This window comes from Thermopolyspora sp. NPDC052614 (genome assembly GCF_040678635.1).
Taxonomy (GTDB): domain Bacteria; phylum Actinomycetota; class Actinomycetes; order Streptosporangiales; family Streptosporangiaceae; genus Thermopolyspora.
Map to the genome: position 1 here is coordinate 548,024 of NZ_JBFATZ010000001.1, position 15,543 is coordinate 563,566.

The following is a 15,543-nucleotide window of genomic DNA, read 5'->3' on the forward strand; positions in this document are numbered from 1 at the left end:
GAGGAGTCATCGCCGGAGAGGGGCCTCGGCCAGGGCGTTGTCGGTGCCGTGCGGAACAATCGGGGTGTGTACGTGGCGGTGGCCCCCGGGAAGCGGGGCGACGGGAATCTTCGTCCGCTGGGCGAAGACGCCGCGCCGTACGCGGTGGACGACCTGCCCGGGGAAATGCGGGAGCTGGAGGCGAGCTCGAAGCCTCGCTGGGTGTGGGCGGACACCAGAGCGGTCTATCCCGCCCTGCTCGACGCGGGGGTCCGCCTGGCGCGATGCCATGACCTGACACTGACCGAGGCGCTGCTGCTCGGTCACGAGGGCCGGTACGGCGAGCCCCGCTCGGCCCGCGCCGCCCACGCTCGCCTACACGGCCTGCCGGTGCCCGAGGACCACGAGGACGTCCCACGGGACCAGGCCCAGGAGGCGTTGTTCGACCCGTTCGAACCGTTTGGCGCGTTCGGCGCGCTCGGCGGGTCCGGCAAGGACGCCCGATCCGGCCCGCCGGAGATCGACCTCGTCGCCGAGGTGCACGCCGACCAGATGCGCAGGATCGCCGCCACCGCCGACCCGCACCGCTTCCGCCTGCTGGTCGCGGCGGAGTCGGCCGGGGCGCTCGTCGCCGCCGAGATGGCACGCGAGGGCATGCCCTGGCGGCGGGACATCCACGACGCCCTGCTCACCGAGATGCTCGGCCCGCGACCGCCGCAGGGCCTGCGCCCCGCCCGGCTCCAGGCCCTCGCCGACCAGGTGAGCGCCGCCTTCGGCCAGCAGGTCAACCCCGACTCCCCGCAGCAACTCCTCAAGGCGTTCCGGTCGCACGGGGTGAGCGTCCCGTCCACCCGCTCCCAGGTGCTCAAGCAGGTGGACCACCCGGCGGTCGCCCCGCTGCTCGCCTACAAGGAGCTGGCCCGCCTGCACAGCTTCCACGGCTGGGCATGGGCCGACCAGTGGGTACGCGACGACCGATTCCATCCCGAGTACGTGGTCGGCGGCGTGGTGTCCGGCCGCTGGGCCACCAGCGGCGGCGGCGCGCTGCAGATCCCCAAGGTGATGCGCCGGGTCGTGGTCGCCGACGAGGGCTGGACGCTGGTGGTCGCCGACGCCGCCCAGCTCGAACCCCGCGTGCTCGCCGCGATGGCCGGCGACTACGGCCTGGCCCGCGCCGCCGGGCAGATCGACCTCTACGCGGCGCTCGCCCAGGCCTTCGGCGGCGCCCGCGACAACGCCAAGATCGCCCTGCTGTCGGCGATGTACGGCGGCGCGTCCGGCGACGCGCCCAAACTGCTGGCCATCATGCGCCAGCGCTTCCCCCAGGCGTACGCGTTCGTGGAGGACGCCGCCCGGGCCGGTGAGGAGGGCCGGTTGGTGCGCTCCTGGCTGGGCCGCAGCTGCCCGCCGCCCTCCGAACGCTGGCGCGAACTGGTCTCCGGCCCGGAGGGCGCCCGCGCCGCCCGCGACCGTGGCCGCTTCACCCGCAACTTCGTGGTTCAGGGCACCGCCGCCGAATGGGCGCTGACGCTGCTGGCCGTCCTGCGCGGCCTGCTCCCCGACCCGGCCCGCCTGGTCTTCTTCCAGCACGACGAGGTGATGGTCCACTGCCCCCGCGACCAGGCCGAACAGGTCATCGCCCTGGTCGGCCGAGCCGCCGACCAGGCCACCCGCCTGCTCTTCGGCGACACCCCCGTGCGCTTCCCCATGGAGGCGGTCGCGGTCACCTGCTACGCCGACGCCAAGTGAGGGGCGCCGCCGGGCACCAAGGGCCTGGACGGTCGGCGCAGCGGTGCCGGGGTGACGGTGCCGGTGCGCTGGAGGTCAGGCGGCGGGCTTGAAGGTGTCCCACAGCACCGACAGGATGCGGCGGTGGTCCTCCCACTCGGCGTCAGGCGCGGTGAAGGTGATCAGGTAGGCCGCTCCGTCGTCGATGGTCACGTGCCGGGTGACCACATGCGTGGACACCTTGTTCAGCTCGGTGTAGGTGTACTCCCAGTCGCTCGCCTTCCAGCCGTGGAAGTTCACCGGCTCAAGGCGTACCTGCAGGTACTCGTTGAACGTGGCGTCGGCCTCGGCCTTGGTGAGCTGGGCCAGGCCGCCGTCGGCCGGGGCGGGCGTCGTCCGCCTGATCTGGATGCGCAGGCCCGAGTCCTTCTCGCCGGTGAACGTGGCGACCTCGTCGGTCGTCGACAGATGCCAGCCGGTGGGCACCGCGACCGACACGCCGTTGGCGGTGCGCGTGCGGAACCCCTCGGGTGGCTTGCCGCCCGGCGCTCCGCCGCCGCCGCCCGGCTCGGCCGACGCGCTGGGCTGGACGCTCGGAACGGCCGCCGTTACGCCCACGCCGGACGTTTCGCCGGTGGTGCCGTCCGTTCCGCCGCCGGCCAGTTCGGAGGCGTCGCTGGGCATCAGCACGAGCACGACCGTCGCCACCAGCGCGATGACGGCCACGGCCGCCGTCGTCAGCAGGATCGTCGTACGCCGATCCCGTCCCTCGATCTCCTCGTCGGCCGGGATGGTGGCGGGCGTCCGCAGGGCCTGCGGGCCCGTGGAGTGGGCTGCGGCGGAGTGCGCCCCGGCCGTCTGGGGTCCGGTGGTACGGGACCCGGTGGCGTGGACGCCCGCCGCGTCAGGCCCGGCCGAGGGTGGGCCTGACGAGACCGGCGAGTGCGGGTCCGCCGGGAAGAGGCCGGTGGCGTGCGGGCCGGTGGAATGGGGTCCCGCCGCGTGCGGTCCGGGCGGATAAGGCCCGGCGGCATTGGGCCCGGTCGAGTGCGGCCCGGTGGAGTGTGGGCCGGTCGTGTGCGGCGCGGACTGCGGGCCCGTCGAATGCGGGAATGCCAGGGCCTCGGTACGCAACGCCTCCGCCTGCTCGTACAGCGGAGGCGTGTACATGCCGCCCGGATCCGCCGCCGGATCGTACGGCACCCGCACCGGCCCGGACGGCGTCTCGATGATCCGGGAGGGCAGCGGCCCGGACGGCGGGTCCAGCGGCGGCAGCGACTGCATGGGCGTCGGCTCGGGCGGCGCGGGCTGCGGCCGTGGCGGGGCCGACGAGCCGTGCGCCCGCAGCACCCGCTCCAGCAGCTCCGAGGCCTGCGCGGCCGAGATGCGGTCGGCCGGGTTCTTCCGCAGCAGGCCCTCGATGACCGGCAGCAGCGCCCCGGCCCGCTGCGGCCGGGTCGGCTCCTGGGTGAGCACCGCGCCGAGCACCGCCACCGCGTCCGGCCCCTCGTACGGCGGCCGCCCCTCGACGGCCGCGTACAGGGTGGCTCCGAACGACCACAAATCGGCCGCGTGCGTGATCGGCCGCCCCTGCAGCCGCTCCGGCGGAATGTAGGCGGGCGACCCCATCAGCAGCCCGGTCTGCGTGATCGACACGTCGCCTTCGAGGGCGGCGATGCCGAAGTCGGTGAGCACCACCCGATCCTGGGTGAGCAGCACGTTCCCGGGCTTCACGTCGCGGTGCAGGATCCCGGCGGCGTGCGCGTGCCGCAGCGCGTCGAGCACCCGGATGCCGATCTCGGCGGTCTGCGCGGCGGGCAGCGGCCCGTTCTGCCGGATCGCCTGCTCCAGCGACCAGGCCCGCACCAGCTCCATCACGATCCAGGGCCGCCCGTCCTCCTCGACCACGTCGTGGACGGTCACGATGCCGGGATGGCTGAGCCGCGCCGCCGACCGCGCCTCGCGCAGCACGCGCCGGTAGGCGACCTGCTTGCCGGCGTGGTCGAGTCCGAACGGGAGGATGAGCTCTTTCACGGCGACGTCCCGGTCGAGTAGGACGTCGTGGGCATGCCAGACCATGCCCATGCCCCCGCGGCCCACGGGGGACAGCAGGCGGTACCTCCTGCCCACCAGCCGACCCTGCCCTTCTACGGGTCCCTGCGGCGTTCCCCCCGGGACGCCCCCCGTCGCCCCCGGAGATACGCCGTCGGCCATCGGCAGGGGTCCGGATACGGATGAAGTGCTTCCGAGCAAGCGATCCGCCGTCACCGTGACGTCCCCCCAATCAGGTGTGTCCGTGACGTAGCCCTTTGCTGGATCTTGGAGTGAAGTTAGCGGTTTGTGAGACTGGCCAATGATATTAGGGCCATCCGGTGCTCATGGGGAATTCGACGCGAGAAGTTGGCTCATAGCAGTTGGTGCATGACAGCCCGTCAGGAACGGTCAGTGCGTAATATTCGCCGCATATCAGTCGGCGTACGGCGGGCCCGGCTCATGCCGGCCGATCCATCGCCAACGCGTTCAGCGCGGCCGTGAACACCTCCGCCGGCGGGGACACCAGACCGGCCCCCACCTGCCCCGTTCCCGCCACCTTGCCGGCGATGCCGGTGTTCACCACCGGCAGCAGCCCGGTACGCGCCACCAGCGTCACGTCGATCCCCGCCGGGGTGCCCCGGAAACCCAGCCCGGGAATCTGGTACGCCGGATGCTCGGCCAGCGTAATTTCATACATGGACGTGGTGGCCGCGATCGCGTCCGGCACGTCGCCGCCCACGAACCGCACGATCGCCGGCGCCGCCGCCATCGCGAACCCGCCGAGCCCCGCCGTCTCGGTGATCGTCGAGTCCCCGATGTCCGGATTGGCGTCGTCGGGCCCGTACGCCCCGAGGTAAAGCCCGTCGGGCACCCCCGCCGGCCCGGTGAACCAGCGATCGCCCAGCCCCGACACCTGGATGCCGAAGTCGGTGCCGTTGCGTGCCATGCACACCACCATCGACGACCCCGGCACCCCGCGGGCCGCGTCCGCGCTCACCTTCGCCGCCGCCATGCCCGCGTTGAGGAAGAAGTGGTCGTTGCCGTTGATGAACCGCAGCACCTCGGCCGCGTGCCCGGGCGACGCCTCCACGATCGCCGGGGCGAGCTCACGCGCGAACAGCGACGTCGCCGCCCGGTTGCGGTTGTGCAACTCGTCGCCCATCTGCAGCGCCTGCGCGATCAGCGAGCGCAGGTCGATCGGCCCGGCGGCGGCCAGCGCCGCGCGCAGCACCGGCCCGAGCACGTCGCCCATCCAGCGCAGCCGCTCGATCACCTCCGCGCCGTAGGCGCCGTACCGCAGCACCTTGCCGAGGCCCTCGTTGAGCGAGCAGTACGCGGTGCCGCCGTGCTCGGCGTCGAAGACCTCGAACATCCACATCGACGGGCTCACCACGCCCGCCATCGGCCCCACCGTGCGGTGATGGTGGCAGGGGTCGAGCGTGACGCCGGATCCGGTGGCGAGCTTCTCCTCGGCCTCGCGCGCGTCGGCGGCGAGCCCTTCGTACAGCATCGCCCCGATCAGCGCCCCGCGCATCGGCCCCGACGCCCGCTCCCAGGTGATCGGCGGCCCGGCGTGGAAGAACGTTCCCGGCGGCAGGTCGAGCACGTCGCGGGCCCGCCGCACGCCCACGAGCATGGGCCGGGCCGACGTCATGCGGCCCACCGCGATCCGGTTGGCGCGTTCCCGGCGCGGATCGGCGAGCACCCGGGCGAGCGCCTCGGCGCTGCCCGGCAGCGGCGGACGCCAGTCCACCCCCACCCGGTCCACCGCCTGCTGGTCGAGCGCCTCGGCGAGCACCGCCGCGCCGACGCTGATCACCTTCGGCTCCCCGGGCGGCAGCAGGCCCGACCCCTCCCGGACCGGTCCGCCGCCCGCGCCCGGCCCGGCCATCGCCGCGAGCGCGGGACGCGCCGGCGACGCCGCCGCGGCGGACCCGCCGGCCAGCGAGGCCGCGTGCCGCGCCGCCGCCGCGTTCGAGACGAACACCGCCGCGCCCGCCTCCCGCAGCGCCGCCGCCTGCCGCTCCAGCCCCTGCGGGTCGGCCTCGGTCCCCACCAGCGCGACCACCACCGCCGAGCCGCGCGCCACCGCCGCACGCACCGCCGGTGCCAGCCGCGCCGCCGGATCCGGATCGGCCCCGAGCCCCAGCACCACGTCCAGCAGGATCACCGGCGCGTCGCAGCCATTCAGCGCCTCCAGCCGCAGCGACGGGTCGATCATCGGGTGCGCGCGGCCCCGGGTGTACTCGTCCTCGCCGAAATCGGTGAACTCGCCGCCCGGCACGATCATCGCCGCCTCGGCGCACAACGTCCCGCCCGAGTACAGGCCCCGCAGCCTTGCGCCCCCGCCGACCGGGTCGGCGGTCGCGTCACCGATCGCCTCGCCGGACGGGCCGTGAGGCGCCTCGCCGACCGGGTCGGCGGGCCACGACGGCCATTGCGGCACCGGGCGCCCGAGGGCCCCCAGCACCTTCTCCGCCGTCACCGTCAGATCGTCCTGCCCAGGCCCCAGCAGCGCCGTCACCACCGGCGTACGGCACGCCCGCGCGGCCTCCCGCACCGCCGCCGCCACCTCGGGCGCGGGCGGCTTGGACACCAGCACGATCAGCTCGGTCCCCGGATCCTCGTCCAGCGCCCGCAGCGCCCGCAGCGTGGACAACCCGCCGATCTCGGCCGACAGGTCCCGGCCGCCCACGCCGAGCACGTGGCTCACCCCGACCCCGGCCAGATCGAGCAGCGAGGTCACCTGCTGCGCGCCGGTGCCCGAGGCCGCCACGACGCCGACCGGCCCCGGCCGCAGCACGTTCGCGAAGCCCAGCCCGACCCCGCCGATGACGGCCGTGCCGCAGTCGGGCCCCATCACCAGCGAGCCGGTCTGTTCGGCCCGCCGCTTGAGCGCGGCCTCCTGCTCGACCGGCACGTTGTCACTGAAGATCATCACCGGCAGCCCGGCCTCGACGGCGTCCATCGCCTCGGCGAAGGCGTACTCGCCCGGCACCGACACCAGCACGACCGCCTCCGGCGCGAGCCTCGCCGCCGCCCGGGTGGTGCGCGGCGCCGCCGCCGGGCCGCCGAGGCCGCCCCGCCCCGCCGTACCCGAGCCCTGGGACAGGGCCGCGAACTGCCGCTCCAGCTCCTCCGCGGCCCCGCGCAGCTCCGCCGCGGAGTCGGCCCGGATCGCGACCAGCAGGTCGGCGGGCGTGCACGCGGGCACGTCGAAGCGCAGGTCGCGGGCGAGGCCGAGGTTGAGCTCGGTGGCCATCGCGACCAGCGCGACCGCCACGCCCGGCCGCGCCGCGAGCGCCTGGCTGACCCGCATCAGACTGACCGAGTCGTGATAGACCCCCGCGCGGATCTCGACAAGATCCGCGCCCCCCGATGTCGTGCCGTCAATCACCGAGTCCGCCTCCAACAGCCTTACGCGATCTCCCTGACCCGCCCGGCGCCGCTGCGCGACAGGGCGAGCACGGCGGAAAGCCCCGCGCGGATACCCCACGTCAGGTCCGCGCCCGAGGTGTGCCCCAGGCGCAGCAGCCGCTGCACGGCCGGCTCCAGGGACTGCAGGCCCACGATGCCGCGCAGCACCGCGACCGCCTCCGCGCAGGACTGCCCGCGGGCCGCGCAGTGCAGCAGCGTCGCCGAGATCGGCGTGGTACGCGTCGGGGCGTCGAAGGCCACCGTGGCGGCCAGCCAGTCGGCCAGCCACACCGCCCGCTCCGCGCCGGCGGCCTGGCCCAGGTGCCGCAGCGCCGCCAGCAGCCCGGAGAGCATGTCGTCGCCGCTGGGGGTGAGCCCGGGGCCGAGCCCCATGAGCTGCTCGGCGGCCCCCAGGGCGGTCATCAGCGAGCCGGTCGCGCAGCCCTCGGCGAGCTGGGCGGGGAAGCCGCTCGCGTCCAGCCCGGTGCCGCGCCCGGACGCGCCGCAGATGTCGTTCATGGCGGTCAGCGACCGCTCCAGCCGGGACGTCTCCACCCGGCCGAGCGCCGGCGCGGGATCCCACCACCGCCGGATCCGGACCGTCGCCTGGCCCGCCTCGACGACGCCGTCGCCGACCGACGCCTCGTCGCCGACCGCGAGCGCCGGCAGCGGCTCGGACAGCACGACGGCGTTCGGCAGCCGGGTCGCCTCGCCCGTCACCAGGCACACCACCTTCGGCTCGATCGCGCCCCTGGTCTCCAGGTACGCCCCCAGGGGGAACACCGCGAGCACCCGGGCGGGGCGGCGCGCCGACTCCAGGGCCGGGCGCAGGGCCATGCTCGCCGCGCCCGTGAGCTGCGTGCGAGCGCGGGACCGTGGGGTCCCCGTCGTGGCGGACCGCGACCGGGCCGACGCTTGTGGCTGGGCCTTCGGCTGCGCTCCGGGCCGGGCGACCCTGGTGGGTGTCCGGCGTGTTCCGACGCTCATGGTTTCTTCCTCACGTAGTGGGACGCCTGCGAGAACGTTCTCCCCCGAACCGCGACGCCCCAGGACGGAAAACCTGACGTGACCGTAGAACGCGTTGCCACATCGCCGTACGGAGAAAGGTGACAACAGATAACGGAGAGGTTGGGCTCTTGTTGCCAGACACCTTATTCGTTCAGAATTGAAGCGCACGCCACCGACAGACGGGGACCACGACCATGCCGACGGAACCCTCCCCTCCGGCACCGCGCCTGGCCAGCACCGGCACGATCATCTACGGCGTCTCCGTGGGGGAGGTGCTGGGGGTCTCCACGCTCGCGGGGGCCCGGCTGATCGCCGGCAAGGGCGGCCTCGACCGCATCGTGCAGCGGCTCAACGTCATGGAGGTGCCCGACATCCTCGCCTGGGTCAAGCCGCACGAGCTGCTGCTCACCACCGGCTACCCGCTGCGCAACACCCCCCAGTCGCTCGGGCGGCTCGTCGCCGACCTCGACGAGCGCGGCCTGGCCGCCCTCGGCATCAAACTCGGCCGGTACGTCGACGAGCTGCCCGCCGAGATGGTCGAGCAGGCCGACCGGCTGGGCTTTCCGCTGATCCTGCTGCCCAACGACGTCGGCTTCGACGACATCCTCAACCAGGTGCTCACCGACATCCTCAACCGGCAGGCCGCGATCCTCGCCAGGGCCGAGGAGGCGCACCGGGCGCTGGTGCAGGTGGTGCTCGCCGGGGGCGGGCTGCGCGAGGTGGCCGCCGAGGTGTCCGGCCTGCTCGACGTGGCCGTGGCCGCCGTGGACGGCGCCGGGCACGTGCTCGCCACCGCCGGCGCGGCCGACGACGTAACCACGCTGTGCGGGGCCATCGCCCGGGAGGCCGCGGCATTGGTCGGCACGCCGACCGGGGCCGTCGGCGGCACCGACGGCCGCTACGCCGTCGTCCCCGTCGTCGCCGGGGGCCACCACCACGGCCGCCTGGTCGTCTACAGCCCCACCGGCATGATCCGCGACAGCGACGTGGGCATCCTGGAGCGCGCCGCCACCGTGGCCGCCCTCGTCGTCACCAAGCAGGAGGCGGTCACCGCGGTGGAGAGCAAGTACCGCGCCGACTTCCTGCGCGACGTGCTCACCGGCCGCGGCGGCACCCGCGTCGCCGAGCGCGCCCGCGCCTTCGGCTGGGACCTGGAACGCCCCGTCGCCGTGCTCGTCGCCGAGATCGACCCCGACGGCGAGGAGTACTCGGCGCAGGACCGGCTGCTCACCGCCTGGGTGTCGTCGGTGCGGCGGCACGACCCGCGCGGCGCGGTGGCGGGCTTCTCCCACGAGGTCGTCGCGATCGTCGGCGCCGGCGTGGACGCCACCCGGCTCACCAGGGACGCGCAGGCGGCGTTCGCCGAGAGCGCCCCCGCCACCTTCTCCACCGGCATGAGCCGCGTCGCCCAGGGCGCCGAGACCCTTCCCGACGCGTACGGCCAGGCCATCAAGGCGGCCCGGGTCGGCCGCCAGCTGCACGGCGCGGGCGCGGTCGCGCACTTCGACCAGCTCGGCGTCTACCGCCTGCTGTCGCTGGTGAACGACACCGCCGAGCTGCACGCGTTCGTCAAGGAGACCCTCGGCCCGCTCGCCGGCGACGACGACGCCGAGAACGCCGACCTGCGCCGTACCCTCCAGGTGCTGCTCGAGACCAACCTCAACGTCGCCGAGACCGCCCGCCGCCTGCACTTCCACTACAACACCCTGCGTTACCGCATCGGCAAGCTCGAACGAATGCTCGGCGGCTTCACCGAGGACGCCCACCTGCGCCTCAACCTCACCCTCGCCCTGCACGTGCTGCGCATGCGCGGCATCTGACCTGCCCGCCCCCCGCTTGGCGGCGCATGGCCCGTTCACGGGCCGTACCCGATCATCGTGCGCAAGACGACTTCTGGTATGGGCGGGACCTTTGGCAGATCATGCCCATGAGAACACGCGTTCACCGGTCTAACCTGCCCGCAATGGGCAAGGGCTGCCCGGCCCGCCTGCCCAGGTGAAACGTGTTAGTCGCCGCGGTGGGTAATGCCTGCGGGGTGGCCACCGGCCGACGGCCCGGTACCAGAGGGGCACATATGGCATTCGGGTGGAAGGTCCACGGCGAGGGGCGCACGCTCGCTCCCGGAGAAGTCGTCAAGCCCGACGAGCGGCTGTCCTGGCCGCGCACGATCGGTTTCGGCGCCCAGCACGTCATCGCCATGTTCGGCGCGACGTTCGTGTTCCCGCTCGTCATGGGGCTGGATCCGAACCTCGCGGTGATGATGTCGGGCGTCGCCACGATCCTGTTCCTGCTCATCGTCAAGGGGAAGATCCCCAGCTACCTCGGCACCAGCGCCTCGTTCGTCGGCGGCGTGGTCGCGATCCGCGGCCTGTTCGGCGGCGACACCCCGGCCGCGGACGCGGTCGTGACCGGCGCGATCCTGGTCGCCGGTCTCGTGCTGGCGATCTGCGGCCTGCTCATCCACGTCCTCGGCATCCAGATCATCCACAAGATCTTCCCGCCGGTCGTCACCGGCGGCGTCGTCATGCTGATCGGCTTCGGCCTCGCCTACGTGGTCGCGGACATCTACTGGCCGCAGGACCAGTGGATCGCGCTCATCACGATGCTGGTCACCTTCTTCATCATGGTGCTGTTCCGCGGCTTCATCGGGCGGATCGCCGTGCTGCTCGGACTGGTGGTCGGCTACGTGCTGTCCTGGCTCGCCGACCGGGCCTTCGGCGCCATCACCGCGTACAACGCCGGCACCGGGAAGATCGACACCCACCCGCGGGTGAGCTTCGACTCGGTCGCCTCCGCCGACTGGATCGGGCTCCCGGACTTCCACGCGCCGTCCTTCCAGGCGTCCGCGATCCTGCTCGTCCTCCCGGCGGTGATCGCTCTCATCGCCGAGAACGTCGGCCACGTGAAGGCGGTCGGCGAGATGACCGGCGTCGACGCCGACCCGTACATCGGCCGGGCGGTCGCCGCGGACGGCGTCGCGACCGCCGTCGCCACCGCCGTCGGCGGCTCGCCGACCACCACGTACGCGGAGAACATCGGCGTCATGGCGGCCACCCGCGTCTACTCCACCGCCGCCTACTACGTCGCCGCCGTCATCGCGATCCTGTTCGGCCTGTGCCCCAAGTTCGGCGCGCTCATCGCCGCGACGCCGGGCGGCGTGCTCGGTGGGATCACCGTCATCCTGTACGGCATGATCGGCCTGCTCGGCGCGAAGATCTGGGTGGAGAACCGGGTGGACTTCGCCGACCCGGTCAACATGGTCCCGATCGGCGCCGGCATCATCCTCGCCATCGGCCCGGTCGCGCACCAGATCACCGGCGACTTCCGGCTGGAGGGCATCGCCCTCGGCACGATCGTCGTGCTCGGCGGCTACCACCTGCTGCGGGCCATCTCCCGCCGGGGCCCGAGCCCGGCCGAGGCGGTCTCCGGCGGCGAGATCGGCTACGAGAAGGACGCGGCCGGGTGACGCCACGCCATCACGATCACCGCATGACGCGACACCGGACGGCCAGTCAGGGTAATACGGACTAGTGAAACCGCCCCCTTTCGACTATCACGCCCCGCGCACCGTCGGCGAGGCCCTTGAGGCCCTCGCCGACGCGGGGCCGGACGGCAAGGTGCTGGCCGGCGGCCAGAGCCTGATCCCGCTGCTGAACATGCGCCTGGTCGCGCCGGGCCGGCTGATCGACATCAACGGCGTGGACGAGCTCGACACCCTGTCGGTCGACTGGAAGGGCGTGCGCGTCGGCGCCCTCGCCCGGCACGCCGCCGTCGAGCGCTCGGCCGCCGCCGCCGAGGCACAGCCGCTGCTGCGCCAAGCGCTGCGGCTCGTCGCCCACCCGGTGATCCGCAACCGCGGCACCGTGGTGGGCAGCCTCGTGCACGCCGACCCCGCCGCCGAGCTGCCCGCCGTGCTCGCCCTCCTCGGCGGCACCGTACGGCTCGCCCGCCACGGCGGGCCCGACCGCGACGTGCCCGCCGCCGAGTTCTTCGTCGGCCCGCTGGAGTCCGCGCTGCGCCCGGGGGAGCTGGCGGTCTCGGCGTTCTTCCCGGCGCTGCCGCCCGGTTCCGGCACCGCCTTCTGCGAGACCGCCCGGCGGCACGGCGACTACGCGCTCGCCGGGGTGGCCGCGCTCGTCACCCTCGACGACGACCTGCGCATCACCACGGCCAAGGCCGCCTGCGTCGGGGTCGGCCCGGTGCCGGTCGTGGTCGACGTGTCGGCCGAGTGCGCCCGCCGCCCGGCCGCGTCGGCGGACTGGCCGGCGGTGGCGCGAGCCGTACGGGATCGGGTGGAGCCCGAGGACGACATCCACGCGACGGCCCACTATCGGCGGCACCTGACCGGGGTGCTCGCCGAACGCGCCCTGCGCCTGGCCGCCCGGCAGGCGTCGCATGGCTGAGCCCGCACGAACAGCGGAGGAGAATGCAAGCGTGGCGACGGAGACCCTGTTCGAGATCGCGCTGACCGTCAACGGCGTGGTCCGCGAGACGAAGGTGCCCGCCCGGCGGCTGCTGTCGGACTGCCTGCGCCACGACCTCGGCCTCACCGGCACCCACGTCGGCTGCGAGCACGGCGTCTGCGGCTGCTGCACGGTGCTGCTCGACGGCGAGCCGGTGCGCTCCTGCCTGACGTTCGCCGTCACCGCCGCCGGGCACGAGATCACCACCGTCGAGGGCCTCGCCGCCCCCGACGGCACGCTCTCCCCGGTGCAGCGCGCCTTCGGCGAATGCCACGCCCTGCAATGCGGCTTCTGCACCCCCGGTTTCCTCTGTACGGCCACGGCCCTGCTGGCGGAGAACCCGGCGCCGACCGACGAGGAGATCCTGGAGGGCATCTCCGGCAACCTGTGCCGGTGCACCGGCTACCAGAACATCGTCAAGGCCGTCCGCCGCGCGGCCGAGATCGCCGCCGAGATCACGGCCGAGGAGGCCGCGACGGCCGCCGAGAGCGCGACGGAGGAATCGTGACGACCAAGCTGTTCGGCGAGCCGGTGCAGCGGCTTGAGGACCCCCGCCTGCTCACCGGCCAGGGCCGCTACCTGGACGACCTCGGCCGGGACGCGCTCGCCGCCGCCTTCGTCCGCTCCCCGCACGCGCACGCCCGCATCCGCGACATCACCGTGGACCGCGCCCTCGACGTGGACGGCCTGGTGGCGATCTACACGTGGGAGGACCTGCCGGGCCGGGTCGGCGAGCCGCTGCCGCTGCTCATCCCGCACCCCGCGCTCACCCACGGGCGCACGGCGTACCCGCTCGCGAAGGAAATCGTGCGGCACGTCGGCGAGCCGGTGGCGATGGTCGTGGCTCGCGACCGCTACGCGGCCGAGGACGCCTGCGCGCTCATCGAGGTCGACTACGAGCTGCTCAAGCCGGTCGTCGGCGTCGAGGAGGCGGTGCAGAGCGGCAACCTCGTGCACGCCGACGTGCCCGGCAACGTCGGCGCCCACCTGGTGCAGGAGGTGCCCGCCGCCGACGGCCGCACCGCCCCGGAGATGATCGACGCCGCCCCGCACAAGCTGGAGTTCCGCCTCGACATCGAGCGCAGCGCGTCCATGCCGCTGGAGGGCCGGGGCGTGTACGCGCGCTGGGACGCCGACGACGGCTCGCTGCGCGTCTACTCCTCCACGCAGACCTCCACCAGCGTCCGGATGGCGATCGCGGCCAAGCTCGACCTGCCGCTGCCGTCCGTCGAGGTGATCGCCCCCGACGTCGGCGGCGGCTTCGGCGTCAAGATCGTGCACCCGTGGCCGGAGGAGATCCTCGTGCCGTGGGCCGCCCGGCTCCTCAACCGCGAGATCAAGTGGACCGAGGACCGGCGCGAGCACTTCATCTCCTCCGCGCACGAACGCGGCCAGGTGCAGCACGTACGCGTCGGCTTCGACGACGACGGCCGCCTGCTCGGCCTCGACGTGACGTTCCTGCACGACCACGGCGCCTACACGCCGTACGGCATCATCGTGCCGATCATCACCTCGACGCAGTTGCTCGGGCCGTACAAGCCGGGGGCGTACCGGGTCGAATTCTCCTCCGTCTACACCAACACCGTGCAGGTCACCCCGTACCGGGGCGCGGGCCGCCCACAGGGCGTGTTCTGCATGGAGCGCACGATGGACCGCATCGCCGCGTACCTGGGCAAGGACCGCACCGAGGTCCGCGCGGTCAACCTCATCCAGCCCGACGAGTTCCCCTACGACCACCGCATGACCTTCCAGGACGGCCGCCCCCTCATCTACGACAGCGGGAACTACCCCGAGTCCCTCCGCATGATCAAAGAGCTGATCGGCTGGGACTCCTTCGAGGAGGAGCGCGCCCGCGCCGCCGCCGAGGGCCGCCGCATCGGCATCGGCATCGGCTGCTACGTCGAGGGCACCGGCGTCGGCCCGTACGAGGGCGGCCACGTCCAGATCACCTCCGACGGCCGCGTGCACGTCTCCACCGGCCTCACCTCCCAGGGCCAGGGCCACCAGACCGCCTTCGCGCAGATCGCCGCCACCGAACTCGGCGTCCCCATCGAACGCGTCTCCGTCGTCACCGGCGACACCCGCAGATTCGGGTACGCCGTCGGCACCTTCGCCTCCCGCGCCGCCGTCATGAGCGGCAACGCCGTCGCCCTCGCCTGCCGCAAGGTCCGCGAAAAGGCCCTGCGCATCGCCGCCGACGCCTTGGAGGCCGACCCCGCCGACCTCGACATCACCGACGGCGTCGTCCACGTCAAGGGCACCCCCTCGGCCTCCATCCCCCTCGCCACCGTCGCCGTCCTGTCCAACCCGCTCCGGTACGCCTTCGACGAGGAGGCCCGCCGCGCCACCCAGTTCGCCACCCCCGCCTCCGACGACAAACCCCCCGTCTCCGAGGGCGACGAACCCGGCCTCGAAGGCCGCGACTACTACTCCCCGGTCCGCTCCACCTTCGCCTCCGGCATGCACGCCGCCGTCGTGGAGACCGACCCCGACACCGCCGAAATCAAAATCCTCCGCTACGCCGTCGTCCACGACTGCGGCCGCCTGATCAACCCCATGATCGTCGAAGGCCAGATCCACGGCGGCGTGGCCCAAGGCGTCGGCGGCGCGCTGTACGAGCGCATGGCCTACGACGAGCACGGCCAACTCCAGAACGCCTCGTTCATGGACTTCCTCATGCCCTACGCCACCGAGATCCCCCACATCCAGACCGCCCACCTCGAAACCCCCAGCCCCCTCAACCCCCTCGGCATCAAGGGCGCCGGCGAGGCCGGCGTCATCCCCGTAGCCGCGGTCATCGCCGGCGCGATCGAGGACGCCGAGGGCATCACCATCACCAAGATGCCGATCTCCCCATCCGAACTGCACGACCTGCGGCGCGACACCACTCGCGAACAGGAATGACCACACGCTC

9 protein-coding genes are annotated in these 15,543 nt (G+C 73.4%); 6 read left to right on the plus strand and 3 right to left on the minus strand.

Annotated features, from left to right (window positions below):
• The first annotated feature begins 48 nt into the window (after positions 1-48).
• Positions 49-1,728, plus strand: coding sequence for a bifunctional 3'-5' exonuclease/DNA polymerase (locus AB0K60_RS02295; RefSeq protein ID WP_364047634.1), 1,680 nt, complete (start codon positions 49-51; stop codon positions 1,726-1,728).
• A 75-nt stretch (positions 1,729-1,803) separates the two neighbouring features.
• Here AB0K60_RS02295 and AB0K60_RS02300 read toward each other — a convergent pair whose 3' ends face one another.
• The 3 genes from AB0K60_RS02300 to AB0K60_RS02310 all read right to left on the minus strand — a co-directional run bounded on the left by AB0K60_RS02300 (position 1,804) and on the right by AB0K60_RS02310 (position 8,145).
• A complete protein-coding gene (locus AB0K60_RS02300; RefSeq protein ID WP_364047636.1) occupies positions 1,804-3,837 on the minus strand; it encodes a protein kinase in 2,034 nt (677 codons plus the stop codon).
• Between the two features lie 361 nt (positions 3,838-4,198).
• On the minus strand, positions 4,199-7,138 hold the full coding sequence (locus AB0K60_RS02305) for a DUF1116 domain-containing protein (protein ID WP_364047638.1): 2,940 nt from the start codon (positions 7,136-7,138) through the stop codon (positions 4,199-4,201).
• Positions 7,139-7,158: 20 nt separating this feature from the next.
• Complete coding sequence (locus AB0K60_RS02310; RefSeq protein ID WP_364047640.1) at positions 7,159-8,145, minus strand: DUF2877 domain-containing protein; 987 nt, start codon at positions 8,143-8,145, stop codon at positions 7,159-7,161.
• A gap of 215 nt (positions 8,146-8,360) precedes the next feature.
• Here AB0K60_RS02310 and AB0K60_RS02315 point away from each other — a divergent pair, with 215 nt between their 5' ends.
• From AB0K60_RS02315 to cutA, 5 genes are all read left to right on the plus strand, one after another.
• The gene (locus AB0K60_RS02315) at positions 8,361-9,986 is read left to right on the plus strand and encodes a PucR family transcriptional regulator ligand-binding domain-containing protein (RefSeq protein WP_364047642.1); all 1,626 of its coding nucleotides are present in this window, start codon (positions 8,361-8,363) and stop codon (positions 9,984-9,986) included.
• 254 nt (positions 9,987-10,240) lie between these two features.
• Positions 10,241-11,632, plus strand: a complete 1,392-nt coding sequence (locus tag AB0K60_RS02320; protein WP_364047644.1) for a solute carrier family 23 protein — start codon at positions 10,241-10,243, stop codon at positions 11,630-11,632.
• Between the two features lie 64 nt (positions 11,633-11,696).
• Positions 11,697-12,569, plus strand: coding sequence for an FAD binding domain-containing protein (locus tag AB0K60_RS02325; RefSeq protein ID WP_364047646.1), 873 nt, complete (start codon positions 11,697-11,699; stop codon positions 12,567-12,569).
• Between the two features lie 31 nt (positions 12,570-12,600).
• Entirely contained in the window at positions 12,601-13,137 is a 537-nt protein-coding gene (locus AB0K60_RS02330) for a (2Fe-2S)-binding protein (protein ID WP_364047648.1), read from the plus strand.
• Entirely contained in the window at positions 13,134-15,533 is a 2,400-nt protein-coding gene (gene cutA, locus AB0K60_RS02335) for an aerobic carbon-monoxide dehydrogenase large subunit (protein WP_364047650.1), read from the plus strand. Before AB0K60_RS02330 ends, cutA begins: the two co-directional genes overlap by 4 nt.
• Positions 15,534-15,543 lie beyond the last annotated feature (10 nt).

Excerpts from the sequence above, each read along its gene's own strand:
- AB0K60_RS02315 (WP_364047642.1), top strand. The coding sequence starts at position 8,361 with ATGCCGACGGAACCCTCCCCTCCGGCACCGCGCCTGGCCAGCACCGGC.
- AB0K60_RS02320 (WP_364047644.1), top strand. The coding sequence starts at position 10,241 with ATGGCATTCGGGTGGAAGGTCCACGGCGAGGGGCGCACGCTCGCTCCC.
- AB0K60_RS02310 (WP_364047640.1), bottom strand. The coding sequence starts at position 8,145 with ATGAGCGTCGGAACACGCCGGACACCCACCAGGGTCGCCCGGCCCGGA.